A 26827-nucleotide genomic window follows, 5' to 3' on the forward strand; every position below is an offset into this window, starting at 1 on the left:
TCCGTAACGACCCTCCGAGGCTCCGCCTCATAATAGGGTTAATTATTATCCAATCTCACTAGAGGCAGAGCCTCCGATTTAGGTTCCGCAGCGGAGCGGCGGAACCAGTACAACTCCCAAGTGAGTTAAGGAGATCGCGTCGTCGTAAGGCATAGAGGCAAAAACATCACCACCAAGCCTCCTCGCGATGACGTATTACAGTTAATCCTGGAAATCCTCTCAATCCTGAAAATCATGGTTCAAAACCTTCTTAACACTACCATTATTCGGTTCAGTAATAAATTTCTTATACTTATCGCTTTCCTAAGATTATGACTATTTGCATGAATATTCTGGCGGTAGAACCATTTTACAGCGGCTCGCACAAGGCTTTTTTAAAAGGACTGGAAAAGCATTCCCGCCATAATATTATCCCCATTAAGCTTAATTATAAGGGATGGAAATGGCGGATGCACGGTGATTCGGTTTCACTGGCTGAGATGACCAAGAAGGTGGATGAGGATATCGATCTGTTGCTTACCAGCAGCATGACTAATTTACCAGCGTTCATGGCGCTGACTAATCCCCGGTTTGCTCACACACCGGTCATTATGTATATGCACGATAACCAGTTTACCCGTCCCATTCCGGAAGGTGAGAGCCGGGATTTGACCTACTGCTACATCAACTACTTAAGTATGTTGGTGGCTGATAAGCTACTGTTCTCTTCTCAGTTTCACCTGGATGATTTGCTGGAAGCCCTGCCTAAGTTTTTGGATAAGTTTCAGGATACCAATCAATACAATACCGTTGAACGTATTGCCAAGAAGAGTATCGTCATGCACCCGGGGTTGGATCTTTCCAGTTTTGACAAGCAGCCGGATACCCGAAATCAGAATGAAAACCCGGTGATTGTCTGGAACCAGCGCTGGCAGTTTGACCGGAATCCCGCCATGTTCTTCAGAGTGCTGAATCGGCTGAATGATATTGATCTGAAATTCGACCTGATTTTAGCAGGGGATACTCAACACGAAAAGCCCGAAGAGTTTGAAAAAGCCTGGCAGCGGTTCGGGCAGCAGATCACCCATTTTGGCTATGTGGATGATAAGGAGAACTACAGCAAGCTGCTCCATTCCGGTGATATTGTAGTTTCTACAGCCAGTTATGAGTTTTTCTGTGTGGCCATCATGGAAGCCATTTATTGTGGCTGCCATCCGCTGGTACCCAATTCGTTGCACTACCCGGAACTGATTCCCCAAAGCTTGCACGACCCGCTTTTACATGCCCCGGTTTTATATGAAACGGAAGACGATCTCTTTCATCACCTAAAAGATTTGCTAACCGGTAAAACTAAATCGCTGCCTAAAAACTCTCTTCAGAATATTAATAGTCATCTGGACTGGAAGAAGCGGATCAAAGATTTTGACCGGCTTTTTGATGATGCTGTTGGATAGTGAGTTTATCCTCGTTCCGCCGCTCTGCTGCGGAACGCATGATGGAAGCTCAGCTTCCTGCTCTGTCTGGGTAATGTGAGGCAGAGCCTCGTTAGGGTATTCCGGAGCGGAGCACCGGAACGAGTTAACCAGTAATTGCCCACGTCATTACGAGGAGTCTGAATTAATGAATACCGGTTTGGGATATACAACGACGAAGCAATCTCCCTGAATAGAACTCCCAAGTGGCTTAAGGAGATCGCGTCGTCGTCAAGCAACGAAATAAACTATCACTACAAGTCTCCTCGCGATGACGTTAAGATAGCAAATCGTTATAATCCTCTCCATCCTAAAAATCATGGTTCAAACGGTGTAACATTTAACTTCTGACCATAAGAAAGAACCCTAATCATTTTGTGGCAAAGAATCTTAGGGAGTACCTTCAGAATGACTTCGGATTCTTAATTAAAATGGGGCGTCTTCGTCAGGGGCGGGGCTGTGTGGCATGGGAGGGGCGTCATTTCCGCCGCCATTATTACCTCCACCATCACCAAGAAAAGGATCGTTATTCTCAGCTGAGGTAAGATTTTCAAATCGGGCATAATCTTTCACAAAGTACATCATCTTGCTGCCAACCGGTCCGTTACGCTGCTTCCCGATAATAACCTCGGCAATTCCGGCAGTCGATTGTCCTTCGGCGGTGGTTGTGATACCATAATATTCTGGACGGTAGAGGAACATAACAATATCGGCATCCTGCTCAATAGAACCTGACTCACGAAGGTCAGATAGCTGTGGACGTTTATCTCCACCACGTTGCTCAACCGCACGTGAGAGCTGAGAAAGGGCAATTACAGGGACATCCAGCTCTTTGGCAAGTCCTTTTAGCCCACGGGAAATTGAGGCAATTTCCTGCTCACGACTTCCGATGTCTTTGGCGTTCGACTGCATCAGCTGGAGGTAATCAATTACAATGAGTCCGATGCCTTTTTCACTTTTCAGTCGTCGGCATTTGGTTCTCAATTCCATCAAACTGATACCGGGAGTGTCATCGATAAAAATTTCTGCACTGAACAGGCGACTGGCTGCATCAATCAGCTTACGGAAGTCTTCATCCTTAAGGGTACCTTTTCGGGCTTCATCAGCACGAACACGGGCTTCCATAGTTAATAAACGCTGAACCAACGACTGATTAGACATCTCCAAACTGAAAAGAGCAATCGGGGTTCGGAGGTTTTCATCTGGATGCATAGCCGCATTTCGGGCAGCAGTCAATACAAAAGCGGTTTTACCCATCGAAGGTCGGGCTGCAATAATAACCAGGTCTCCTTTTTGCCAGCCGGCGGTCATGTCATCAACGGCAAGTCCGGAAGGTACCCCCGTAATTCCATAATCTTTACCACGAAGGTCTTCCAGGTAGGAGAGAGTATCCTTCAAAAGCTTTTCAACCGGAACGGCAGAACTTCGGCTTTTTTGGTTGGAAAGGTCAAAAATACGCTGCTCGGCGGTATCCAGCACATCGTATGCATCGCTGGTGGTGTCGTAGGCATCTTTGATGACATCGTTACTTGCCAGAATCAGGTTCCGCTTGATGGCTTTCTCAATAATGATCTGAGCATGATACTCGATGTTAGCCGAAGAACTCACAGAGCGGGTAAGGTCAGATAAATAGGTTGGCCCGCCACAAGCATCCAGCAGGTTGTTGTCTTTGAGCTCGGTCTCTACCGTGAGCAGATCCAGCGGATTGTCCCGCTCATACAGATTAGATAGCGTTTCAAAAATATGGCGGTTGGCGGTTTTGTAGAAATCGGTGGGCTTTAACATTTGGAGAGCAATGGTAGCCGCTCCGTGTTCAATCAGCATGGCACCTAATACGGCTTCTTCAACTTCTACGGCCTGGGGAGGAACACGCCCGCCTTGTTCCAGAACTTTATCATCATTCTTATAATTGTTGCCGTAAGATCCGTTCTTTTTTGCCATGATTGAAACTGAAAACTAAAGGGTACTGCTGAAATCCGAACATCGAAAATAGGTATAAAATGACACCAATATGAGATTCTTTTTAAACAATTTTTGAACAGGGTTATCCACATTGGATTAGTTAATCGGTACTCAATTTTGAGTAGATGTCAATGTCGATAAAGTGCTCGTTCTTTATCTCTGCATTTCGCATGGTTCCTTCGAAGGTGAAGTCGAGTTTATCGAGTGCTTTTTTGCAGTTGGTGTTCTGGCTCTCAACAAATCCTTCAATGCGGTGGAGGTTCAATTCTTCAAACCCATGTTTCAGGATGGCCGGGATGGCTTCACCCATAAAACCGTTTCCCCAAAATTCAGGAAGCAGCCAAAATCCGAGTTCAGCCTTTTTATGATCCTGTTCAATATCATTTAGACCTCCCGCGCCAATAAACTTTCCTGAACCCTTCAAGCAAATAGCCCACCATGCACCGGTTTCATTTTTCTCGTGATCAGCAAACCATTTCATTTGCTCTCTGGCTGAATCCCTGGTTTCAAAACTGATGCCATAATACTTAATGATGTCCGGGTTGGATAGACCTTTAAACACATTATCGAGGTCGCTTTCGGTAAAGGAGCGGAGAATTAGCCGTTCGGTTTTAAGGGTGGGAATCATGTGGCTCGTTAGCTTTGGTTAATAAAGCAATAATATATAATGCATAAATTTTAAACATTGTATATTTAGCCGAAATTTCTGTCAAGGACAATTCAAGAGCAGTTTTAATTAATCGCAGGATTGCTGATAATTATTTAATACCAAAAAATGTTTCTACATAAGTTTTGAAGTTCTTTCACTACTTCTTTTTCCGTTGTTTACTCTTTTGTTTGATGATATTTGGGCCCGTCAACCTGTCGGCCCAATTCTACCCGGCAAAAACATATTCCATTGTAGATGGGTTACCCTCCAATGCCATCTATGATGTAGTTCAGGCAGATAATAGCGTTATGTGGTTTGTTACATCCAAAGGCGTTACAACCTATGATGCTCACGAATGGCGGGTATTCCCGGACAGTTTACAGCTGCCCACTTACCTAAGTTCCAAAATTGTTAAAAGCAGTGATGGATGTATCTGGATTGCTGGTAAAAATGATACCGAGTATGTCATTAAGCTTTATGATGACCAGAAGTGGGGTGCCATTCCGTTCCCCGAAGCCTGGCGAGAAACACAGTCTGCTTTTTCTTTTGAAGTTATAACAACCGGAGATCAACATAGAATTGTATTGGCCGGCATGCGAGAGGTGCATCTATACTCTACCGAAACCAAACAGTGGAAGCAGCTTCAATTTCCCGGAGAGATTAGTCCTGCAATCAATTCTACGGTTAATATCGAAGACCGTGTCTATATAAACACTCGGAAAGGACAATATGCTATAGAAAATGGGGAGATTGTCAGAAGTGAATACGCACCTTATTTCCATGAATTTCAGGATGTACTCACAGTTACAAAGAAAGACAGCATCCTGTATGTATTAGGGTTCGATTGGCTGGCAAAAATTGAGGATGACAGTTTTAAGCTGCTTTCAGACGACTTGGGTATAAAAGTTCGCTCTACCTATAACCGTCATTCTTTGGTGATTGATCAACGCAACCGAATTTTCTTTAGCAGTAATTCACGGGTTATGCAGTTTAACAGACAGACGGGTAAAACCATACCGCTGGAAGTGAATGGGCGCACCAATAATATCTTTTCCAACAAACTGTACCTGGATAAAGAGCAAAATATTTGGTCGGTTGACAACCGGGGTTTGTTCAAGTTTAATATCCTGAACTTTAAGAGTTACAACAGGGATTCCGGACTTGCTGAAAATGAGGTAAGCGCCATATTTGAAGCATCTGATGGCACGCTTTATATAGCTAACCCTTCACACCTGCATGTTTTGGAGGATGGGCAAATATCCCGGCAATATGCACTCAAACCGAATCAGGAAAGGCCAACCCGGTTATTACAAATAACTGAACATGATGACGGGTCTCTTTATTTAGCGGCCGGTGCTGCAGGTTTATATCAATTAAAAGCCGGAGCATTATCGCCGGTATTTGAAAGTCAATCCCCCCAATTTGTAACGGGAGTACAAAACTTTGATGGGCAAATCTATTTCTCCGATACAGAATTCATATACCGAATAGAGGAGGATGGTAACTTCTCAAAATTGAATGAAGAGCCCTTTCAATACATTCGCAATATTGTTGAATTAGACGAAGGTAAATTGGCTTTTCTTAGTGCACGTGATGGGCTGTACCTCTATGAAGATGAAGATGAAGATATAACGAACTACGGTTCCGGGCTGATTAACTATAATAACATCTATGACGCCGTGTATTGGCAAGACCGTTTGTTGTTAGGCACCTCTGCTGGTTTAGCCACTCTGGATAGAGATCAAATCACCCCGTTTCAAATCAGTAATTTTGATGATGTGGTCTTTTCCTTGCTGGTTGACCGAAACGATCAACTTTGGATTGGTACTTTTAATGGTGTGTTTAAATGGGATGGACAAACTTTGGAGCAATTTTCGGTGGCACAGGGGTTGACTGGAAACGAAATAAACAGGAATGCTTTAATACAGGATAAAGAAGGCGATATTTGGATTGGCACCGAACTGGGAGTGAGCGCCTATGATGAAGACGAGGATATGTCGGCCGAGAAAGACCCGGACTTATACTTTACATCCATAAGTACTGAAGATGACCGTGAATTGACTTTAGCTACTTCCCCGGAACTTGCGGCCACTCAGAACACGCTAACGTTCCGGTTCAAGGGAATCTCTTTCCTATATAATGACCGTATTTTTTACCGCTACCGGCTTTCGGGATTGGAGAACGACTGGAATTTCTCTAACAATTTCAGCAACCCCGGTGCCACTTACCGAAATCTCGATTCCGGCATTTACACCTTTGAGGTGCAGGCGCGTAATGAAATCAGTGACTGGAGTGAATCCAGGGAATTTACCTTTAGCATTGCAAAGCCTTTTTACAGTACCTGGTGGTTCTTTGGGTTGGCCGTCGTTTTGTTTGTTGTGATTATATATACAGCTCTTCATTTGCGTTATTTGTATTTGATTACCAAGCAGAAAAAGCTGAAAGAGATGGTGGATGAACGCACCAAAAGTATTACAGAGAAAAATGAGCAGATCAAATCTAAAAACGAAGAACTGATCCAGGTTAACAAAGAACTACATGAAAAGACCGACTCACTTAACTCTGCCCTGAAAAAGTTAGAAACAGCCCAGGTAAAACTCGTTCAGAAAGAGAAAATGGCAGCTTTGGGGGTTTTAACGGCCGGCGTGGCTCACGAGATCAATAACCCTGTGAACTACATCAAATCCGCCTCAGAAATCATTAACCAAATGATAGAAGAGGAAGACGATAAACTGGTTATCAAAGAGAAAGAGGTTTTTGAAGAAGTGTTCAATACCATTGAAATTGGAGTTGGGCGTATTGTGTCTATCGTCCGAAGCCTTGGTTCATTCAGCAGAACCAATGAGACTGACAAAGGTGACTGCGATATTAACGGTATTATCGACGAGTGTTTGCTGATTTTGAAAAATGAGTACAAAGGCCGGGTAGAAATTGTGAAAGACTACAGCCGGGACGCAGTCACTATTCAGGGCAATGAAGGCAAGTTGTACCAGTTGTTCACCAATCTTATTATGAATGCCATACAGGCTATAGAAGGAGAGGGGTCGGTTTTTCTCAAAACCCGGACTAAGGATCAGATCGTTTATATTGAAGTGAAAGACACCGGAAAAGGCTTTGACGATTCGGTAAAAGACAAGCTGTTTGACCCGTTCTTTACCACCAAAGATCCCGGAAAAGGCACCGGATTGGGGCTGTCTATTGCTTATAACATTGTGGAAGAACACGACGGAGAAATTCATTATGATTCAGCTCCCGGTGCCGGTACAACCGTAACCGTTAAATTTCCTGAAAAGCAGGAGCAATGATGTCATCCAAGCCGGTAATATTGTATATAGATGATGAGCACATCAACCTGTTTTTGTTTGGGCGGTTGATGGACAAATACTTTGAAGTGCTGACGGCATCTTCTGGACCGGAAGGATTGCGGAAGCTGGATGAGCACCCTGAAATTAAAGTGGTGATTACTGATCTGAGGATGCCAAAAATGGACGGCCTTGAATTCGTGGAGAAAGCAAAAAGCAAATTCAACGACAGGCCTTACCTGATCTTATCCGGCTTCGAGAAAAGCGATGAAGTCAAAGAAGCCATTGATGAAGGTTTGGTTCAGGAATACATCCAAAAACCGTATAGTTCTGAGGTGGTAGCCAACCGGATTTTGGAATCTATTCCATCCTAATGATCAGGGCTGCCCGCCCAACTCATCGTATCTTTTTCTGAGCAGTTGCACATCTTCCCAGGTCGGTCGCTTGTACTTTTGGTTATAGAGCAAGGCTGCCGGATGATAAGTAACCATCAGTTCCCGCCCATGGAATTCATGGAATGTGCCTCTCAGATTACCCAAAGAAGTTTCTTTATCCAGCAGGGTCGTTGCTGATATCCTTCCCACACATAAAATGAGCTTCGGATCTATAAGTTCAATCTGCTTAAGCAGGTAGGGCAGGCTTCGCTGACGTTCTTCCGGTTCCGGATCCCGGTTATCAGGTGGGCGGTGTTTAAGAATATTAGCAATGTATATATCAGACCGTTTGAATTTGATGGCAGCCATTATTTTATCCAACAGCTGTCCGGCCTGACCCACAAAAGGCTCTCCCTGTTGGTCCTCATTGTAACCCGGAGCTTCTCCTACAATCATCAGGTCGGCGTTAGGGTTGCCTACACCAAATACAAGATTGGTACCTTCGAGATCTGTTTTCAGTTCTTCGGCTTCCTCACAAAGCGCTCTCAGTTCTTCAAGAGTTGAGCATTCTTCAATTAGTTCTGCCGGTGATTTCCGAACCTCAACTTCCGCTTTCTTTTCTTCGGAAACTTCAGGTTGTTGATGGTCCTGTGATTCAGATTTATAGGATGTATTCGGTTCTTGGACCTGTTCACTTTCAGTCTCGTGTTTTTCCTCAACGTGCACGGAAAAATCACCATACATTTCCCGTTGTTGCTGCAGGAACCGGGTGGCTTTTTCTAAAAATTCTTTAGGGTCGTTCATGAATTAGCTGTTAAAACGATTTCATACCATCTACTAAGATAAAGGCTGCTCACTACAATTTCTCCAACATTGCATACAGAACTACTCCGGCCGCTACCGATACATTCAGGGAATGCTTTTGCCCAAACTGGGGAATGGCCACAAAGCGGTCGATAAGAGGAAGAAGTTCGTCATCAATTCCGGTGACCTCATTCCCCAAAACAATACAAATTTTGCCGTATGATTTCGGATCAAAATCAGGCAGGGCAACACTATCAGTGGTTTGTTCCAGTCCGGCTATGTAGTACCCATCCTTCTTCAGCTTTTGGATGGCCTCAGTGCCTTCCTCCACATACGACCATTCTACAAATTCTTCGGCTCCGATTGCTGTCTTATTGATTTCAGGCCGGGGAGGAGTAGGAGAGTAACCTGAAAGCACAATCTCTGAAACCCCAAAAGCATCGGCTGAACGAAAAATTGAACCTACATTGTGCAGACTCCGGATGTTATGAACCAGCACCTTTAAGCTGCTCAGCTTTTTGGGAGCTGTTCTGGAGAGGTTCTCCTTAAGAATTTCTTTCGTAGTAAGTTTGTTCAAAGCCAGTGAATAGTTTAAAATTTCTTCAGAAAAAGCCTCATTACACACTAATGATTGTTTAACTTTGAGGCCAACATTATCCCGCACAAAATATCATTGTTCAGGCATCATTGCATTAATTCATGAAACAAAAGAGAAGCGCAGCGCTCATCTTCATTTTTATTACGGTATTGGTGGATGTAATCGGCCTGGGCATCATTATACCGGTAATGCCGGCTCTCATTATGGAGCTTACCGGCGGTGGATTAAGTGAAGCTTCGCTATATGCCGGCTGGATTACCTTTACTTATGCTGCAACTCAATTTTTGTTTGCTCCGGTAATAGGCGGACTCAGCGATCGGTTTGGCAGAAGGCCGGTTCTGCTATTCTCACTTTTAGGTTTTGGATTGGACTACATCCTGCTTGGTTTTGCGCCCACCATCGTTTGGTTGTTTATTGGGCGGTTTCTGTCTGGTATTACCGGAGCGAGTTATACCACAGCCAGTGCCTACATTGCGGATATCAGCCCACCCGAAAGAAGATCGCAGGACTTTGGGCTGATCGGCGCTGCTTTTGGCTTAGGATTTATAATCGGGCCATCTGTGGGAGGTATTTTAGGGGAATATGGTGCCAGAATTCCGTTTTTTGCCGCAGCAGGACTGGTGTTGGTAAACATGATATACGGCTATTTTGTACTTCCGGAGTCCCTTTCTAAAGAAAACCGGCGACCATTTGACTGGACAAGGGCCAATCCGTTCGGTGCGCTGAAGCAAGTAAAGAAGTTTCCCAAAATTGCGAGCCTGGTCGGAGTTTTCTTTTTGGTTTATGTAGCCAATCACGCCACACAAAGCACGTGGACCTATTTTACGATGGAGAAATTCAGCTGGAGCGAAATGACGGTAGGACTTTCCCTGGGAGTGGTAGGTTTATCAGTTGTGGCTGTACAGGGAGGATTGATCAAAGTGGCTATTCCCAAACTTGGCAACAACCGGACGGTTTATTTTGGGTTGATGATGTACGTGCTTGGCTTTCTTGGTTTTGCCTTTGCCAATGAGGGTTGGATGATGTTTGCGGTGATTGTTCCGTTCTGCGTAGGTGGATTAGCTACACCGGCTTTGCAGGGCATTATTTCTAATGAAGTCCCGCAAAATGCTCAGGGTGAACTACAGGGAGCGTTAACCAGCCTCATTAGCTTTTCGGCTATCTTTGGTCCGCCTATGATGACGAATCTGTTTGGGTATTTTACTTCAGATATAGCTCCGTTTTACTTTCCGGGGGCACCTTTCTTTCTTGGAGCGGTTTTAGTGATTGCAGCTATTCTCTGGGCTACAAAGTCGTTAGGGATTAAAGAGAAAGTAGTGGTGTACGGCGATGATTAACTCAGGCGCTGTGGTTGGAATAATCGGATAGCCTTGAACCTTCATCACCCAAGTCCTGCTTTCTGAGAGCAGCTTTAACGGCTTCATGGACGGTGCTGTATATTCGGTCACTTTTCACAAACGCACCAATTTCTGACCGGCGTATTACATCTCTTACCGGTCCGATTAATCCTGATAAATACAGCTCTATGCCATACTTGTTAAGCGTTTCGATGATCATCATGAGCGTATCAATTGCTGAAACGTCCAGGTCACCGATAGTACTGCCGTCTATAATCACATATTTGGGAGAGGTGTTTCGGTTCATGCTTTCTTCCAGAATGTAGTTCTTGAAGAATTCGGCATTTACGAATGAAAAGGAAGCGTCGATACGGAGAATTAGTACACCGGGAATCTTCTTGGCGTTATCGAACCGGGAAATATTCTTGAAATCACGGGTATCCGGTATTAACCCGAGCTCTGCAACCGTAGGCTTACTCATTTTGATGAGTAGAGCCAGCACCGAGGCAATAATGCCAATAATAATGCCTTCCTGAATCCCAATAACCAATACGCTGGCAAAGGTGATAAAAGCTACCACAGCGTCTCTGCGCTTTGTATTAATCAGGAACCGCAGCTCTTTGATGTCAATCAGGCTGCTCACGGATACCACGATGATGGCCCCAAGCAAAGGTTCGGGAAGCACCTCAAAAAGAGAGGTTAAAAACAGGAGGGTTAGCAAAATGAGTATTCCTGCAAATATATTATTAATGGAAGTTTTCGCCCCGGCCTGTTCGGCGATGGCTGACCGGGAAAAACTGGAAGAAACCGGCAACGATTGAAACAATCCGCCCACGATATTACTGCTTCCAATCGCGATGAGTTCCTGATTAGGATTTACGGTATAGCCGTGCTTTCGGGCAAATGATTTTGACAAAGATGCTACGGTCATAAACTGGATAAGTGCCAGCGTTAAAGCGTTGGGCAACAGTGATTTTATCTCCTCATAACTGGTGCTGTGTAAAGCGAAATCAGGAAGTCCGGAAGGGATTTCTCCAATTTGAGAAATACCGAAATCAGCTATGTTTACAAAAGAAACAACCAGTATGGTAAGCCCAACCAGAATCACTGACTCCGGCAGATGGGAGTAGAACCTTTTCATCCCTGCTAAAAAACAAATAAACGCAATAGACAGTGCCAGCGATGGAAAATGAACCTGGTCAAAATGGCCCGACAGGTGATAAAAAATCTCATAAATATACTGAGTGTTTGGAATATCAATATTAAGCAGCGTTCCCATCTGGCTGGCAATGATGATAATGGGGGCTGCGATGGTGAATCCGGATATGACCGGTCTCGAGAACAGGTTGAAGGCAAAGCCAAGCTTAAATACTCCCATCAATACTTGTAAGATCCCGGTCAGCACGGCAATCATAACGGCGAGAATTGCCTTTTGAGTGAGATCATCTCCGGCAAGAATACCTAATCCTGCTGCCAGAATAAGCATGTCGATGGCTACCGGTCCGATTGAAATATGTCGGGAGGTCCCGAAAAGCGGATAAATGAAAAGCGGTAAAAGCCCGGCATACAGTCCATAAATTGGAGGTACGCCGGCGATTATGGCATAAGCCATACCCTGAGGAATCAATACAACGCCTACGGTAGCTCCGGCTACAATATCGTTTTTCAGCTTGCTGATATCGTAGTTGCTGAGTACCTCGAGAATGGGTAAGTATTTTCTAAGCAATTTCTTCATTTGTTAAAACGACCAAAATAACGGGATGGCAAAGGTACCGATAATCCAGAACAACAGGTTAAGCGGGGTTCCGACTTTTACAAAATCCATGAAACGATACTGCCCCGGGCCAAAAATCATGGTATTAGTTTGGTAACCAATGGGCGACATAAAACTAAGCGACGCAGCCATGGTTACAGCCACCAACAGAGGTTCTGCATTCACACCAATGCTGGTGGAGGCTTCAATGGCAATAGGGGCGAGCAGGGCGGCTGTAGCCTGATTGGAAATCAGGTTGGTGAGCATCATGGAGAGAAAGAAAAAGGCGGACAGCACTGCAGTTGGACCAAAAGCCTCAAGGTTTGTGATTAAGGTATCTGCCAATAGCTGTGCGGCACCGGTCTTTTGCATGGCCACTCCCAGAGGCAGAACCCCGCCCAAAAGAAAGATCACTTTCCAGTTGATGCTTTGATAGGCCTCTTCGTTGGTCAGGCAGCCCGACAAAATCATCAGTATCACCCCGCAAATTGCACTTGCTACAATGGGCAGCAAACCAAAAGCGGCTGTCCCAACAACTCCAAGAATAATGGCTATGGCTACAGGAATTTTGGATTGGTTTAAATCCGGAATGTCAATTTCGGTTGCAAGTACAAATTCTTCTGCCGTTTTAATGTCATTTACCCGTTCCTTTTTAGCGTAAAGCAAAACAGAAGTCCCGCTTTGCAAGCGAATATCAGATAGTTTATCCTGCTGAACTTTACCTTTTTGCCGGATTGCAAGAACCTGTGCCTCATATAATTCGTAGAATTCAATATCACGCAGGGGCATTCCGTCATAAGAAGATTCCGGTGCAATTACCGCCTCAACCAGCTGGGCATTACCCATCTCAAAATCCTTATCTTCCCAGTGCTCGGAAGGTTTTATGAGCACATCTTCACGATTCAACAGCTTGTTGATTTCCTTTACGCTTCCGCGAATTCTGAGCACATCTTCAGCTTCCAGGGTAATACTTTCACGGTCTGTTTTAGAGGTTCCATCTTTATCAAAAACCTCAACGATATCAAGATCCAGGTCCTGGATTAGTTTGGTATTTTTTAACGGAGTATCCACAAAAGGGGACTGGGCATTCAGGATAACGTCAGTAAGGTAACACTGCATTTCGAAGGTATCAGTCAGCTCCTGGTCTTTGCGCCGCTCAGGAATCAGGTTGATTCCCATGGTGAACAGATATAGAAAACCGGCTGCAAAAAAGATGATGCCGACCGGGGCAAATTCAAACATTCCAAAACCGGCCAGCCCGTTTTCGGTAGCTATGGAATCTACCAGCAGGTTTGTGGAAGTACCGATGAGCGTGCAAACACCGCCAAACATCGCGGCAAAAGACATAGGCATCAATAACTTCGAGGCACTTTCACCCAGGTCTTTAGAAAGCCCGATTATCACCGGAATAAAAATAGCTACTGCTGCCGTGTTATTAATAAAGGCAGATATCACTCCGATGGTCATCATAATGATGAAAATAGCCATGCGGTAATTCAATTGGCTCAGCTTAAAAAACCAGTCACCTACAATGTTAAGTGCTCCGGTACGCCTTAGTCCCTCGCTGAGGATAAACATACAGGCAATGGTAACCGTAGCCGTGTTGCTGAATCCAGAGAGCCCCTCAGCCGGGGTTAGAATGCCGGATACAACCAATGTGGCAAGCAGGATAAGGGAAGTTACATCAAACGAAATCCGCTTATTCACAAAAAGGAATACAGCTAAAACAATGAGACTGTAAACGAACCAAATTTCAAGTGAAATTCCGAACATCAGCTATAGGTATTGAATTAGTTGAAGCAGCCTTAGTGGTTATATAATAAAAGACATATCTCATAACTTACTTAATATTACAAGTTCAAAGAAAAAATAGTTTGAATTGTTATATTGAAATCAATGATGGATATACATCCGTTAACATCTTATTTTAGGCCTGTTGATGAACAGAAATAGAAAGGCGTCTGCCGGTGGTGGATGGCTTTTTTTATTTAATGAAACCGAACAAAAGAAGAGATTATGAGCAAAGTTCAATACCTCACACAAGAAGGTTACGACAAATTGGAAGCGGAACTGAAAGATCTTAAAACCCGCGGACGACGAGAGATTGCAGAAGAGATAGCAGAAGCCCGCGCCAAAGGGGATTTGAGTGAGAATGCAGAATATGATGCGGCCAAAGAGGCACAGGGACACATGGAAGACCGTATCACCAAGCTTGAGGACGCTCTTGCAAACGCCCGGGTATTGGATAAAAGTGAGCTTGATCTTTCCAAAGTGAGGGTACTTACAACCGTTACCATCCTGAATAAGAAAATGGGCAAGGAGATGAAGTACACCCTCGTTTCTCCTAATGAAGCCGATTTTGCAGCCGGTAAAATTTCCGTTGACTCTCCGATTGGGCAGGCTTTAATGGGACGTGAAATTGGTGAAACGGTAGAGGTGGACGTACCGGCCGGTAAGCTCGAACTGGAAGTGAAAAACATCGAAATCTGATTTCACCCACCTTCCCATGAAAAAGCTCATTGATGTGTATCCGTATAAGATGAAGGGAGGGCAACCTCTTTTCCTGATCTTTAAGCGGTCATCCGAAAAAATCTACGGAAATCAATGGCGCATGGTGGGCGGTAAAGTGAAAGAGGGGGAATCGAGCTGGGAGGGAGCCCTTCGCGAACTCAAGGAAGAAACCGGCCTTGTTCCGGTGAAATTCTGGACCATCCCTTCAGTAAACCAGTTTTATGAAGCAAAATCAGATACCACTCATACCATACCGGCTTTTGCAGCTGAGCTGAGTGGAAACGAAGAAATTACGCTTGATGACGAACATTCTGAATATAAATGGGTTAGTATTGAAGGTATAGAGCCTTACATAAGCTGGCCGGAACAGCGCAGACTCATGAAGATGACGCACGACATTTTAACCGATCAATTCCTTCAAATACTTCCAGAGTGGATAATCGATATTTCTTAATCACCCTTCTTTTTGTTTTGATTCCCGGAGCGCTTTTTGCTCAGGACGATAAGTATAAGCTGGAATTTGCTCCCGATCTCTGGTATAACAGCGTAGATGGCATTCGAGTTGGTGCGCGTGTGTTGGGGGATATGGAAGGCTCCTTTCAGGATGGACCTCACCGACTGGATGCCGGAATGTGGCTGGGAACCAATTTCCCCGATCAGCCGGTGTCGTACTATGTGTCATTCACCGAGCCTGTACCTGCGCTTTCAGAATTTGGGGAAGAATTTAATGTACAGCTGATCAGCAGCATCAGAACCGGGTACAACCGTCATGGAGTGGCAATTAATAAGCGCTTTCAGAAAGGGTTTGATGAACTGCGGCACCAGGAAATCAGGGTAAGTGTGCTTCAGGAAAAGGCTACCGAAAATGCCTACAGGCTTAATGCTTTTCAGGAAACCGACTGGAAAACCCTGGCCGGAATCGAATTTCGAACCAGCGGATTTACGAGTCTTGGTGCGCTAAAAACACACCTTTCTTTTCAACAGAATGTTAATCCGGCTTCCGAAAACTTTTCATCGGGAATTGCTGAAGTAAAACACCTGACGGAATTAGGGAAAGGGTTTGGTTTAAATCTCAGGGCATTTGGGGCCTTGGTCAGTTCCGATGCTCCCCTTGAATATAATTACAGCATGGCTAACAGAGTGCCCATATCCTGGTTGAATAATGGGGTAACAAGGGCCGGCGGTACAATCCCGGATCTCTTTTTTGAAAATGGGCTTGTTCAAATAGCAGGCGGATTTAATCTAAGAGGATACAGTAAAGCATCTTTTACCAACTCGGGTGGAAATAAAGATTATACCATTAGTTACTTAGGAACTTTGGATAAAGGTTTCTCTCTGAATACAGAACTGATTTTCCCGAATTACCTCAACACTTTATTGAAACGCTCCATTGTAGGAGATTTTATTCACCTTAAATCATACTTATTCCAGGATATCGGAAGAATAAGCGGAATCAGAATTGAAGACGATATCTCTCTCGGCTTTCAACAAACCGTTGCTGATGCCGGAATTGGACTTCAGTTTTCCATCAACATTCCGGATTGGCTCGGTAAAGACCGGGGACTTGCCCTTAGGTATGAAATTCCACTTTGGCTTTCGGACCCTGTAAATGGAGAAGAATCCTTCAAATTTCGTAATTTGATAGGCATTGGAGCAGTAATCTCACTTTAACTCACTTATGAAAACCCTTGTAATAAACTGCGGCAGTTCGTCGATTAAGTATCAGCTCATAAACACAGAAAATAAAGCATGCCTTTGTAAGGGGTTAGTGGAACGAATTGGTGCCGTAACCTCCATTATTAAGCAAGAGTTTAAGGACGAAAAGCCGCTCAAAAAATCCATGGTGATTGAGAATCACGCGGCTGCGCTCAAAAAGATTATGGAGCTTTTGATTGAGGCAGATAACGATTACCTGCAATCGCTGGATGAAATTGAGGCTGTAGGCCACAGGGTTGTGCACGGAGGAGAAACGTTCAAAGATTCTGTGCTTATTGATGAGGATGTGGAAGAGGCCATCCAACAGGCATTTGATATAGCCCCGCTGCACAATCCTCCAAACCTGGAAGGTATTCGCGCTGCCAAGAAACACCTGCCAAATGTGCCGCATGTTGCTGTTTTTGATACGGCTTTTCATCACTCCATACCGCAGCACGCCTATTTATATGGAATCCCAAACCGGCTTTACCGGCGGTATAAGATCAGGAAGTACGGCTTTCACGGAACCTCTCATTATTATGTTAGCCGCCAGTATCACAAAATTTCAGATAAACCCAAGAAAGGTTCTAAAGTTATTACCTGTCATTTGGGAAATGGATGCTCGGTCACAGCCATAAAAGACGGAAATTCATATGATACCAGCATGGGATTCTCCCCGCTTGAAGGGCTGGTAATGGGAACCCGAAGCGGAGACATCGACCCGTCTATCTTGTTCTACCTCATAGAGAAAGAGGAATTATCTCTTGCAAATGTTCACGCATTGCTAAATAAACATAGCGGGCTTTTAGGGCTCAGCGGTTATGCAGCCGACATGCGGGATTTGCTGGATGAGGCAGAAAGCGGTGACCGAAGAAGTAACGAAGCCATTGATGTGTTTTGTTATCGGGTCAAAAAATATATCGGTTCGTATATTGCAGCACTGAATGGGGTGGATGCCATTATTTTTACCGGGGGAATTGGTGAAAATGCAGCCCCGATTCGGGAAAAAATATTGGGCGACATGCAGTATGCCGGCATCGAAATTGACGGTGAAAAGAATGGAAACCTGAATGGTGATACCAAGATCAGTTCGGATACTTCCCAGGTTGACGTTCACGTTATCCCAACAAACGAAGAACTTGTGATAGCCATTGACTCGGCTAAGATTGCCACGGCTTCAAAACAAACTCCATGGGCTTAAAACAACCTTTTATTCTCTTTATGGCCTTGATTTCAGCGTTGCTGTTTCAGGGATGTTCCAGTACCAGCTGGGTAGTGGTAGATGATCAGGCTTTGGATATCAATGACTATGAACTCATCTCGTCCCGGTACTACCTGGAAAGCACCAATGGTATCACCCCAAACCAACCACTCATTCATTTTGACCTGAAATCGATTAACACCTATGAGTATGCGGAAAGGGTTAAAACGGAGCGCTACATTCAGCGGTACAGGCCAAGGATTGGATATGTGTTGTTGGGGGCGGCAGGAGCCGGGCTTTCGTATTACGCAGCTTTTTCTGACCAACTGCTGGACCGACCGACCGATGAACAGCGGTATGCCCTTATGGGAGCCGGGACGCTACTCACTGGCTTATCTTTTTTGAATATGAAACCAGTTGGTGAGCCTACAAGGACAGGGGAGAGCCGGCTTTTACGACAAACCGGAACTGCTACCGAAATTGATACCACGAATGCCCGACCCTATAACACCGACAATCCGGGCATCCGAATATCGTACAATAACCGGGTGTTGGTTGAGAATAAGGAATGGGATTTTAACGGCGGACGGATTTCCATAAATCTTGCCGAAGAAATAGATGCCGGGATATTTGGGGAAAACCCCGCTCACAATATTGTGGTTGAGGCTTTTTATGATTCACTTTCACAAAGAAAAGAAGTCCCTGTTCCATCCGTATTTGAACAGTTTGTGGTGGTGGATGTTCAGATAACCGCCCTCAGAAATGAGGCGGAATCGAATCCGGGAAATATTTTAACCGACCTTGCCGAAGGTAGTCAGCTTAAACTGGTTTCTGAAGAAGGAGATTGGTACAAAGTGTTGTATGGTATTTCTGAGACTTGGGTGTCTGCCAACGACGTACGCATGATTTGGCGCCCTTCTGAATTTGCATCCGATCTTTCGGTGATCGCTATTCCAAATGTTCCTTTCGGTTCGGTTGATGTGGAACGGAACATTCCGGTATTGGGGAGAAGCTCACTCAACTCCGGTGCTTTTATATTGTCCAACAACCAGTACGAAGGGGAGCTGTCGGAGCGGATTTATGGACAGCGTGATGCCAAGTTGATGGAAGAGTATTTTATCCAGGGATTTGGGGTTCGCAGTACCCGGGTTATAAAAGCTATGAACGCCACCAGTGATCTTATGGTAGAAAGAGCCTATTCCAGGCTGGCTGCCACCCTGAGCGATTCCCGCCACAACCTGAATGTGTATATAAATGGATATGCAGAAATCAGGGACGGACAGGTTTACTTATTGGGAAGTGAATTAAATGAAGATGGTGAAATTCAGCTGATAGATCTTCAAAAACTGTTTCGGGCATTTAATAATCTGGACCTGAATTCCATAAAGGTTTTTGCCGACCTGGATATTCTTAACGATGACGGTTCAACACAGGCTCTTGAAGACCTGGCATCTATTATAACAGACCGAAATTTTGCCTCTGCAGTGTTTTTTGCCTCCCGTCCCGATCAGCGTTCCGGTATTTACTCCTCAACCAATGGCGAGCAAAACCGCCACAGCATATTTACCTACTACTTAGCTGAGGCGATTAAGCAACGAAATATGTCGATGAATGCCATTTTCGGCCACCTTGAGCGGAATGTGCCCTTCACTTCACGAAGTTTGTACGAGCAGCCGCAGAATCCATTGTTTTTTGGGAACAGAGAGCTTGAGCTTCTGAACTGATGGGACTTGTTTACATCTTTCTGAGTATTTCTTGTTCGCTGACTATTGCTCAGATCCTTAAGCTTGCCGAAAACAGAAAGCTGAATGTGCTCAAAATCCTGGTGTGTAATTACCTTGCGGGATTTCTGATTAGCCTGTTCAACTCGGCTGAATTTGAGGTATTCCCTGAAGTTTCACCGGAACCGGGCATCTGGCTTGTATCACTGGCCATGGTTCTGGGTATTGTTTTTATCGCAAACATGGTGGTTTACAGTCGCTCCATAGACCGGGTAGGAATGGGGGTAAGTATAGCTGCCATGCGGATGTCGCTTATATTCCCGATTGCCGTTAGCCTTTTCGTTTTTGGGGAAGCCATTGGAGGACTAAAGTATTTCGGCATTATTCTGGCCTTGGGTTCTTTGTTGTTGATGGTGCCTCGTATCAAAACGAAAAGTATCTCTGGTTTTTCTGATGCCTGGCTTCCGGTTTTGATTTTTATAATGACCGGGATGGCCGATACCGGACTGAAAGTATATGAACAAGTGTTTTCTGAACAAATATCGGAAGATCTTTTTGTATCAGGAATCTTCTTTTTTTCCTTTTTGGTGGGGGTTGGAATCCTTTTAAAAAGAAAAGAGATTCATTTTACCTTCACAGAAATCGTGTATGGTATAGCCACCGGAGTGGTAAATCTCTATTCATCCATATTTTTGATTTACGCATTAAAGCTGATGCCGGGATCTATTGTGTTCCCGTTGGTGAATGTGAGCCTGGTTGTTTTGGGAACCTTGATAGGCATCGGAATTTGGAAGGATAGACCCTCCGTTAAACAGTGGTCAGGTTTGGCCATAGCGGTAATTTCAATCATTTTATTAGTAGGATAATGGACATAATCGAAGACATACGCAGTCGATCTAAATCATCATTGAGGACAATCGTTTTCCCCCGTTCTTCGGACAAGCGAATAATTAAAGCGGCGGAATACCTAAAGGAAAACAAACTCGCAAAACCGATTCTTATTCAAAATGAGGGAGCCGGGATTCCGGAAGGACTTGATTTCATAGATCCTGTTTCGGATGAAAATCTAAAAAAATATGCCCGCGCATTTTACGAACGAAGAAAGCACAAAGGCTTAACCGAAGCGGAAGCTATCGATGTGATCAAGGATCCGCTGTTTTTTGCTGCGGCCATGGTTGCCGCCGGAGATGCTGATGGATGCGTTGCCGGTTCCGTTTCCACAACCGGAGATGTATTGCGGGCAGCTATACAAACCATTGGTCTCAAGCCGGGCTCCAACGTTGTATCCAGTGTATTTCTCATGAGTTTTGATGATGGACGGGTGTTTACCTACGGAGACTGTGCTGTGGTTCCTTACCCTAATGCGGAACAGTTGGCCACTATTGCAATGGATTCGGCTCAAACTCACAAAAAAGTAACCGGTCAGGCGCCTCGGGTGTCCATGCTTTCCTTTTCAACAAAGGGCAGTGCCCAACATGAGCGCATTGACCTGGTTCGGGAAGCCCTGGAAATCGTGAAGTCTCACAATCTCGATTTTCCCATTGATGGCGAGCTACAATTTGACGCTTCCATCATCCCTGACATCGCTAAGCGAAAAGCCCCCGACTCTGAAGTAGCTGGAAAAGCGAATGTGTTCATCTTCCCAAACCTGGATGCCGGGAATATTTCCTATAAAATCACCGAACGATTGGCCGGTGCCACCGCTACTGGCCCTATTATTCAGGGACTGGCAAAACCCATGATGGATTTGTCGAGAGGATGCTCCTGGGAAGACATTGTGAATACTGCCTGTGTTTGTTCTTTGATGGGCAGTAATTAATCGAGGCACTATTTTTGAACCTTGATTTAAAGGATGGTTGGATTACCTTGATTACAAACTAACTGAGTCATCCTGAGCGTAAGAAAGTAGAAGTAGGTTTAGGATGCTTACCGCGAAGGATCTTTCAGTGAACAGGTTAGGAGTTATTTCGAGATTAATTTCATGACTTCGCCCTCAATGACAATCATGGTAATCCGAAAATCAAGCCAATCAAGGTTCCATATTTTTGAACCTTGAGGTATGGGATGTGAGGATTTTCTTGATTAATTGGGTCATTACATCATGGCAAAGGTTCATCATTTGCTTTGAAGGACTTTGTGGACAAGAAGCGATCAATTTCTATGGCTAAACATGCCCTTCACTTTTCAACGTTTGGCTCGCAATTACTTACCGTTTCAAACCTATTCATTCAATAGAGATTCTCAATCATTTCAGATTTAGTTAAGAAAGGGAGATTTCGTATATTTGTACTCAATCTAAATAGGCCTGCAAAACAGCGAACTTAAACTTGAAAAAGGTTGTTTTTCAGGCGGAATCAAGAAGCAAAATTTTAAGACCAAATAACTAATGAGCGAAACGCAAGCGTTAGAGTCAATGATTGGGGAAGAGTACAAGTATGGCTTTTCCACCGATGTTGAATACGAAGATTTTCCAAAGGGACTTAACGAAGATATCATCCGCGAACTCTCTGCTCGAAAAGAAGAGCCGGAGTGGATGCTTGAGTTCCGTTTGAAGGCTTACCGGGCATGGACTGAAATGGAAGAACCGGATTGGTTCAATGCAACCTATGAAAAGCCTAAATTCGATTCTCTTCAATATTATTCTGCTCCAAAGAATAAGCCCAAATTGGACAGTCTTGACGAAGTAGATCCAAAAATCCGCGAGACATATGATAAATTGGGAATTCCGCTGGAAGAACAGAAACAACTGGCCGGTGTAGCCGTTGACGCTGTGTTTGACAGTGTTTCCGTTTTCACCAGTTTCAAAGAAAAATTAGCCGAAGCCGGTGTAATTTTCTGCTCTATTTCAGAGGCCATCAAAGAATATCCTGAGTTGGTCAAAAAATACATGGCTTCTGTAGTGCCAATTCGAGATAATTTTTATTCAGCATTGAACTCAGCGGTATTTTCAGATGGATCTTTCTGCTATGTGCCGAAAGACACCGTGTGCCCAATGGAGCTTTCTACTTATTTTCGGATTAATAATATGAATTCCGGACAGTTCGAAAGAACCCTGATTATTTGTGAAGACAATAGTCATGTTAGTTACCTCGAAGGCTGTACAGCCCCTATGTTTGATGAGCATCAGCTACACGCAGCGGTTGTTGAATTGGTCGCAATGGAAAACGCTGAAATCAAGTATTCCACTATTCAAAACTGGTATGCCGGAGATGAAGATGGAAAAGGCGGTATTTATAATTTTGTGACTAAGCGAGGTGCTTGCCGCGGTGACAACTCCAAGATCAGCTGGACTCAGCTTGAAACCGGTTCAGCTGTAACGCTGAAATACCCAAGTGTGATTCTTCAGGGTGATAACTCCATCGGTGAATTTTACTCAGTAGCTGTAACCAACAAACGTCAGCAAGCTGATACCGGTACGAAAATGATTCACCTGGGTAAGAACACCAAGAGTACAATTATTTCGAAAGGTATTTCTGCCGGACATTCACAAAACAGCTACCGTGGGGAAGTTAAGATCTCCAAGAAAGCAGATGGTGCGCGTAATTATTCAGTGTGTGACTCGATGTTGATCGGGCAGACATGCGGTGCGCATACATTCCCGTATATCTCTTCTCAGAATCCTACTGCAAGTGTGGAGCACGAAGCTTCAACTTCTCGGGTAGGAGAAGAGCAGATTTTCTACCTGATGCAACGAGGTATTAGTGAGCAGGATGCCATTTCCATGATTATTAATGGATTTGTGAAAGAAGTACTGAAAGAACTCCCGCTTGAATTTGCTACCGAAGCAAACGCTTTGTTAGATGTTAAATTGGAAGGAAGTGTAGGGTAAAACCAGTCGGCCTGGCTACGCACGCTCTGCGTTGTAGCGTTTGGTGACGACGCAGAGCGCCATCACCAGTGGCGAAGTCATTCAGAGCGATAGCGATGAATCTTCACAAGTCCGGCATGATAAGGATGATCAAAACGACAAAGAACTTAAATCAAAAAAAAGAAAAGAACGATAACGTGTTAGAGATTAAAAATTTACATGCCTCAGTAGAAGGCGAAGAAGAACAGATTCTGAAGGGTGTGAACCTGAAGATTAACAAAGGTGAAATCCATGCTATTATGGGACCGAACGGCAGCGGGAAGAGTACGCTGGCCAAAGTTGTTTCAGGTCACCCGGAGTATGAAGTAACCGAAGGTGAAATCCTATTTGAAGGAGAAGACATCACCGAAATGGATGCCGACGAACGAGCTCACCTTGGGCTGTTCTTAGCATTTCAGTATCCGGTTGAAGTTCCCGGGATCACCAACAAAACCCTTCTTCGTGAATCCTACAACACGATAGCCCGTGAAAACGGCCGTGAAGAACTTGACCCGATTGAATTTGAGGATTACCTGAAAAGTCGCCTCGAAGTCATCGATATGAAAGATGAATTCCTCGAGCGAAGCATCAACACCGGATTTTCTGGTGGAGAGAAGAAGAAGAATGAGGTATTCCAGATGGCCGTGCTGAATCCAAAGCTGGCTTTTATGGACGAAACCGATTCAGGTCTTGACATTGATGCGCTGAAAATCGTTTCTGACGGCATCAACAAAATTGCCGGACCGGAAAACGGAATTGTGCTGATTACTCACTACCAGCGTCTGCTGAATTACATCACCCCGGATTACGTCCATGTAATGATGGGTGGTAAAATCGTCAAATCAGGCGACAAGAATCTTGCTCTCGAGCTTGAAGACCAAGGTTACGACTGGTTAGAAAAAGAATTTTCCCTAAACGGAGAGGCTCAGTAATGAGTGTAGCAGTAAAAGAAAAAGAAACCATTTTAGACTTTCTGGACGGTAATTTTGAAACAGTATCCAATGTTTCAGCCATTGCCGGATTGAATGAGAAAGGAGCAGGGAATATTTCTGAATTCCCATTTCCAACCAAGAAGGACGAAGACTGGCGATTCACGGATCTGAAATCAATCAGCCGAAGTCATTTTGTACCGGTTTCAGAAGCCGGAGTAGTTTCCCCGGGCGATATCAGTGAGTACTACCTGCCGGAAGCCACCAACAGCCGACTGGTGTTTGTAAACGGTGTATTTGATGCCGATTTATCTTCAACTTCAGATATCCCTGAAAATGTAGTTGTTGGCACACTGGCTGAAAACGGTGACTCTGAAATTATTGAAAAACATTTAGGTGCGTATACTACCTACGATGATGATCAGGATGTTTTTTCGGCATTGAATGACGCCAATTTCAAAGACGGTGCTTTCATTTACGTTCCTAAGGAAACGAAAGTAGAAGCTCCGATTCATATACTGAATGTATTTACAGACGCTGAGAAAGCTTTTTATGCTACTCCACGCGTATTGTTTGTGGGAGAAGCTTATTCCAAATCAACGATTGTTGAAGAGCACGTGGCGCTGGTTCAGAATGAATACCTGAACGTGACCGTGAATGAGTTTAAACTGTTTGAAGGAGCGCATGTTCACCATGCACGTATTCAGCGCGACAGTAAGAAGGCGAATCATATTTCCCGCCCGATTGCTCACCTGGATAAGTACGCTGAGTATCACTCATACACTATTTGTTTGGGTGCTAAATTGTTCAGAAATGATCCGCGTGTTGTTCAGAACGATGAAGAAGTCGATTTCACAATCGATGGCCTGGTGCTGATTGATGGCGAGCAAATTGCCGATACGCATTCAGCAATCGATCACAGACACTGGCATGCGAAAAGCCACCAGCTGCATAAAGTAGTAGTGAACGACAAAGCGCATTCCATCTTTAACGGTAAGATTTTTGTTCGGGAAGATTCTCAAAAAATCGATTCTTTCCAGGAAAACCGAAACTTGCTGTTATCTGTTGATGGTACGGTTCACACCAAACCTCAGCTTGAGATTTTTTCTGATGATGTGTTGTGTTCTCACGGTGCGACTATTGGTCACCTGAATGAAGACGAGGTATTTTACCTCCATAGTCGCGGGCTCACAAAGAAGAAGGCACGCGAATTACTGGTTTACGCTTTCACCCTCGAAAGTATCGAGAATATGGAAGTGGAATCGGTGCATAAATTATTATTAGACGAAGTAGTCAAATTCACCAGCCGCGACGAGGAATTTGTTTCGGTGGGTGAGTAAGTATTACACACCCTGCTCTGATGCTCAGCATCGGAGCTTAATTGGTGTCGATGCAGAGCGTCGCCACCAGTAGATTATTTGGAAATGGAAGAAGCACTGAAACAAGATACCGCCACATTAACTACGGATTGGGAAGCCATTCGTAATCAATTTCCTGTGCTTAAACGGGAAATAAAGGGGAATCCTTTGGTGTATCTTGACAACGGTGCTTCCAGCCAGATGCCACAGCGTGTGATTGATCGTATCAACGATTATCATTCCAATGAACATGCAAATGTTCACCGCGGAATACACACCTTGAGTCAGGAGGGAACGGATGCTTTTGAAGCAGCCCGGACCAAAGTAAAAGATTTCATCAATGCCCGGCACCTGGAAGAAATCATTTACACTACCGGAACTACCGACTCCATCAATCTGGTAGCCAACAGCTACGGGCGAAAGCATTTTCGGGAAGGAGATGAAATCATCCTTTCCGCCATGGAACATCATGCTAACATTGTGCCCTGGCAAATGGTGGCAGAGGAAACGGGAGCCAAGATCAAAGTCATTCCAATGACTGACGAAGGCGAGTTGGTGATGGAAGAATTTCACAACCTGCTTTCAGACCGAACCAAGATGGTTGGGGTTCTTCATGTATCGAATGCGTTAGGAACCGTCAACCCGGTAGAGGAGATTATCGAAGCGGCTCATGCCAAAGATATTCCTGTTTTAATTGACGGAGCGCAAGCCGTTCCTCACGCCGTAGTTGATGTTCAGAAACTGGACGCTGACTTCTACGCTTTTTCAGCCCATAAAATGTGCGGTCCAACCGGATTTGGCATTCTATATGGCAAGAAAGAACTGCTGGAAGATATGCCACCATATCGAGGAGGTGGCGACATGATTGATAAGGTGACCTTTGAGAAAACCACCTGGAATGATCTGCCACATAAGTTTGAAGCCGGAACTCCCCCTATTGCAGCCGGAGTTGGTTTTGCCGAAACTATTGATTTCCTGAATGAGGTCGGGATGGAGAACATCGCCGCCCGTGAACAGGAATTACTTGATTACGCCACGGAAGAACTGCGTAAGATAGACGGTCTTAAAATCGTCGGTACAGCAAAGAATAAGGCGTCTGTGATTTCGTTTTTACTGGAGGGCATTCACCCAACTGATGCAGGTACCATTCTGGATCAAAAAGGCATTGCCGTACGAACCGGACATCATTGCGCTCAGCCCATTATGGATCATTTTAACATTCCGGGCACTGCACGGGCATCTATTTCCTTCTACAATAATAAAGAGGATATTGACCGGTTAGTGGAAGGAATCAAATACGTAAAAGAATTTTTTTAAAAACAAACGAGAATCGAG

Annotated in this window: 21 protein-coding genes; 15 read left to right on the plus strand and 6 right to left on the minus strand. The window is 44.5% G+C overall.

Annotated elements, in window-relative coordinates; all coding sequences use genetic code 11:
* The first annotated feature begins 311 nt into the window (after positions 1–311).
* Entirely contained in the window at positions 312–1433 is a 1122-nt protein-coding gene (locus NM125_RS13985) for a tRNA-queuosine alpha-mannosyltransferase domain-containing protein (protein ID WP_255135588.1), read from the plus strand.
* 444 nt (positions 1434–1877) lie between these two features.
* On the opposite strand, the gene dnaB is transcribed toward NM125_RS13985, so the two are convergent.
* Both dnaB and NM125_RS13995 read right to left on the minus strand, forming a co-directional pair.
* Entirely contained in the window at positions 1878–3392 is a 1515-nt protein-coding gene (gene dnaB / locus NM125_RS13990; protein WP_255135589.1) for a replicative DNA helicase, read from the minus strand.
* A gap of 121 nt (positions 3393–3513) precedes the next feature.
* Positions 3514–4041, minus strand: a complete 528-nt coding sequence (locus NM125_RS13995; protein WP_255135590.1) for a GNAT family N-acetyltransferase — start codon at positions 4039–4041, stop codon at positions 3514–3516.
* Between the two features lie 212 nt (positions 4042–4253).
* On the opposite strand from NM125_RS13995, the gene NM125_RS14000 reads away from it, so the two are divergent.
* Together NM125_RS14000 and NM125_RS14005 are read left to right on the plus strand one after the other, a co-directional pair.
* Positions 4254–7367 (plus strand): sensor histidine kinase, encoded by a 3114-nt coding sequence (locus NM125_RS14000; RefSeq protein WP_255135591.1) that lies wholly within the window; start codon positions 4254–4256, stop codon positions 7365–7367.
* The gene (locus NM125_RS14005; RefSeq protein WP_255135592.1) at positions 7364–7738 is read left to right on the plus strand and encodes a response regulator; all 375 of its coding nucleotides are present in this window, start codon (positions 7364–7366) and stop codon (positions 7736–7738) included. The genes NM125_RS14000 and NM125_RS14005 overlap by 4 nt, the downstream gene beginning before the upstream one ends.
* 3 nt (positions 7739–7741) lie before the next feature.
* Here NM125_RS14005 and NM125_RS14010 read toward each other — a convergent pair whose 3' ends face one another.
* Both NM125_RS14010 and NM125_RS14015 read right to left on the minus strand, forming a co-directional pair.
* Positions 7742–8542, minus strand: a complete 801-nt coding sequence (locus NM125_RS14010; protein WP_255135593.1) for a uracil-DNA glycosylase — start codon at positions 8540–8542, stop codon at positions 7742–7744.
* Positions 8543–8594: 52 nt separating this feature from the next.
* Positions 8595–9119, minus strand: coding sequence for an RNA methyltransferase (locus NM125_RS14015; RefSeq protein WP_255135594.1), 525 nt, complete (start codon positions 9117–9119; stop codon positions 8595–8597).
* Between the two features lie 122 nt (positions 9120–9241).
* On the opposite strand from NM125_RS14015, the gene NM125_RS14020 reads away from it, so the two are divergent.
* Positions 9242–10477 (plus strand): TCR/Tet family MFS transporter, encoded by a 1236-nt coding sequence (locus tag NM125_RS14020; RefSeq protein ID WP_255135595.1) that lies wholly within the window; start codon positions 9242–9244, stop codon positions 10475–10477.
* Position 10478: 1 nt separating this feature from the next.
* Here NM125_RS14020 and NM125_RS14025 read toward each other — a convergent pair whose 3' ends face one another.
* On the minus strand, positions 10479–12212 hold the full coding sequence (locus NM125_RS14025) for a SulP family inorganic anion transporter (RefSeq protein WP_255135596.1): 1734 nt from the start codon (positions 12210–12212) through the stop codon (positions 10479–10481).
* A gap of 3 nt (positions 12213–12215) precedes the next feature.
* Positions 12216–14003 (minus strand): SLC13 family permease, encoded by a 1788-nt coding sequence (locus NM125_RS14030; RefSeq protein ID WP_255135597.1) that lies wholly within the window; start codon positions 14001–14003, stop codon positions 12216–12218.
* A 243-nt stretch (positions 14004–14246) separates the two neighbouring features.
* Here NM125_RS14030 and greA point away from each other — a divergent pair, with 243 nt between their 5' ends.
* The 11 genes from greA to NM125_RS14085 all read left to right on the plus strand — a co-directional run bounded on the left by greA (position 14247) and on the right by NM125_RS14085 (position 26809).
* Positions 14247–14720: a transcription elongation factor GreA gene (greA, locus tag NM125_RS14035; protein WP_255135598.1), complete on the plus strand. Its 474-nt coding sequence runs from the start codon at positions 14247–14249 to the stop codon at positions 14718–14720.
* 16 nt (positions 14721–14736) lie between these two features.
* A complete protein-coding gene (locus NM125_RS14040; RefSeq protein ID WP_255135599.1) occupies positions 14737–15195 on the plus strand; it encodes an NUDIX hydrolase in 459 nt (152 codons plus the stop codon).
* Positions 15174–16412, plus strand: coding sequence for a hypothetical protein (locus NM125_RS14045; protein ID WP_255135600.1), 1239 nt, complete (start codon positions 15174–15176; stop codon positions 16410–16412). Before NM125_RS14040 ends, NM125_RS14045 begins: the two co-directional genes overlap by 22 nt.
* A gap of 7 nt (positions 16413–16419) precedes the next feature.
* Positions 16420–17637, plus strand: coding sequence for an acetate/propionate family kinase (locus tag NM125_RS14050; RefSeq protein WP_255135601.1), 1218 nt, complete (start codon positions 16420–16422; stop codon positions 17635–17637).
* A gap of 20 nt (positions 17638–17657) precedes the next feature.
* On the plus strand, positions 17658–19361 hold the full coding sequence (locus NM125_RS14055; RefSeq protein WP_255135602.1) for a caspase family protein: 1704 nt from the start codon (positions 17658–17660) through the stop codon (positions 19359–19361).
* Complete coding sequence (locus NM125_RS14060; RefSeq protein WP_255135603.1) at positions 19361–20224, plus strand: hypothetical protein; 864 nt, start codon at positions 19361–19363, stop codon at positions 20222–20224. Before NM125_RS14055 ends, NM125_RS14060 begins: the two co-directional genes overlap by 1 nt.
* Entirely contained in the window at positions 20224–21177 is a 954-nt protein-coding gene (gene pta, locus NM125_RS14065) for a phosphate acetyltransferase (RefSeq protein ID WP_255135604.1), read from the plus strand. The genes NM125_RS14060 and pta overlap by 1 nt, the downstream gene beginning before the upstream one ends.
* A 567-nt stretch (positions 21178–21744) precedes the next feature.
* Positions 21745–23187 carry a Fe-S cluster assembly protein SufB gene (sufB, locus tag NM125_RS14070; protein ID WP_255135605.1) on the plus strand — a complete coding sequence of 481 codons (1443 nt, stop codon included), beginning with the start codon at positions 21745–21747 and terminating at the stop codon, positions 23185–23187.
* A 125-nt stretch (positions 23188–23312) separates the two neighbouring features.
* Positions 23313–24137 (plus strand): Fe-S cluster assembly ATPase SufC, encoded by an 825-nt coding sequence (gene sufC / locus NM125_RS14075; protein WP_255135606.1) that lies wholly within the window; start codon positions 23313–23315, stop codon positions 24135–24137.
* Positions 24137–25474 (plus strand): Fe-S cluster assembly protein SufD, encoded by a 1338-nt coding sequence (sufD, locus tag NM125_RS14080; protein WP_255135607.1) that lies wholly within the window; start codon positions 24137–24139, stop codon positions 25472–25474. Before sufC ends, sufD begins: the two co-directional genes overlap by 1 nt.
* An 84-nt stretch (positions 25475–25558) precedes the next feature.
* The gene (locus NM125_RS14085) at positions 25559–26809 is read left to right on the plus strand and encodes an aminotransferase class V-fold PLP-dependent enzyme (RefSeq protein WP_255135608.1); all 1251 of its coding nucleotides are present in this window, start codon (positions 25559–25561) and stop codon (positions 26807–26809) included.
* Positions 26810–26827: the final 18 nt, after the last annotated feature.

Origin of the sequence: Gracilimonas sediminicola (assembly GCF_024320785.1) — a bacterium.
Taxonomy (GTDB): domain Bacteria; phylum Bacteroidota; class Rhodothermia; order Balneolales; family Balneolaceae; genus Gracilimonas; species Gracilimonas sediminicola.

Excerpts from the sequence above, each read along its gene's own strand:
- NM125_RS14055 (WP_255135602.1), top strand. The coding sequence starts at position 17,658 with ATGGCCTTGATTTCAGCGTTGCTGTTTCAGGGATGTTCCAGTACCAGC.
- NM125_RS14085 (WP_255135608.1), top strand. The coding sequence starts at position 25,559 with ATGGAAGAAGCACTGAAACAAGATACCGCCACATTAACTACGGATTGG.
- NM125_RS14010 (WP_255135593.1), bottom strand. The coding sequence starts at position 8,542 with ATGAACGACCCTAAAGAATTTTTAGAAAAAGCCACCCGGTTCCTGCAG.
- NM125_RS14025 (WP_255135596.1), bottom strand. The coding sequence starts at position 12,212 with ATGAAGAAATTGCTTAGAAAATACTTACCCATTCTCGAGGTACTCAGC.
- NM125_RS14020 (WP_255135595.1), top strand. The coding sequence starts at position 9,242 with ATGAAACAAAAGAGAAGCGCAGCGCTCATCTTCATTTTTATTACGGTA.
- NM125_RS14005 (WP_255135592.1), top strand. The coding sequence starts at position 7,364 with ATGATGTCATCCAAGCCGGTAATATTGTATATAGATGATGAGCACATC.
- NM125_RS14050 (WP_255135601.1), top strand. The coding sequence starts at position 16,420 with ATGAAAACCCTTGTAATAAACTGCGGCAGTTCGTCGATTAAGTATCAG.
- sufC (WP_255135606.1), top strand. The coding sequence starts at position 23,313 with ATGATCAAAACGACAAAGAACTTAAATCAAAAAAAAGAAAAGAACGAT.
- NM125_RS14060 (WP_255135603.1), top strand. The coding sequence starts at position 19,361 with ATGGGACTTGTTTACATCTTTCTGAGTATTTCTTGTTCGCTGACTATT.
- greA (WP_255135598.1), top strand. The coding sequence starts at position 14,247 with ATGAGCAAAGTTCAATACCTCACACAAGAAGGTTACGACAAATTGGAA.
- pta (WP_255135604.1), top strand. The coding sequence starts at position 20,224 with ATGGACATAATCGAAGACATACGCAGTCGATCTAAATCATCATTGAGG.
- NM125_RS13995 (WP_255135590.1), bottom strand. The coding sequence starts at position 4,041 with ATGATTCCCACCCTTAAAACCGAACGGCTAATTCTCCGCTCCTTTACC.
- NM125_RS14040 (WP_255135599.1), top strand. The coding sequence starts at position 14,737 with ATGAAAAAGCTCATTGATGTGTATCCGTATAAGATGAAGGGAGGGCAA.
- sufD (WP_255135607.1), top strand. The coding sequence starts at position 24,137 with ATGAGTGTAGCAGTAAAAGAAAAAGAAACCATTTTAGACTTTCTGGAC.
- sufB (WP_255135605.1), top strand. The coding sequence starts at position 21,745 with ATGAGCGAAACGCAAGCGTTAGAGTCAATGATTGGGGAAGAGTACAAG.
- NM125_RS14030 (WP_255135597.1), bottom strand. The coding sequence starts at position 14,003 with ATGTTCGGAATTTCACTTGAAATTTGGTTCGTTTACAGTCTCATTGTT.
- NM125_RS13985 (WP_255135588.1), top strand. The coding sequence starts at position 312 with ATGACTATTTGCATGAATATTCTGGCGGTAGAACCATTTTACAGCGGC.
- dnaB (WP_255135589.1), bottom strand. The coding sequence starts at position 3,392 with ATGGCAAAAAAGAACGGATCTTACGGCAACAATTATAAGAATGATGAT.
- NM125_RS14000 (WP_255135591.1), top strand. The coding sequence starts at position 4,254 with ATGATATTTGGGCCCGTCAACCTGTCGGCCCAATTCTACCCGGCAAAA.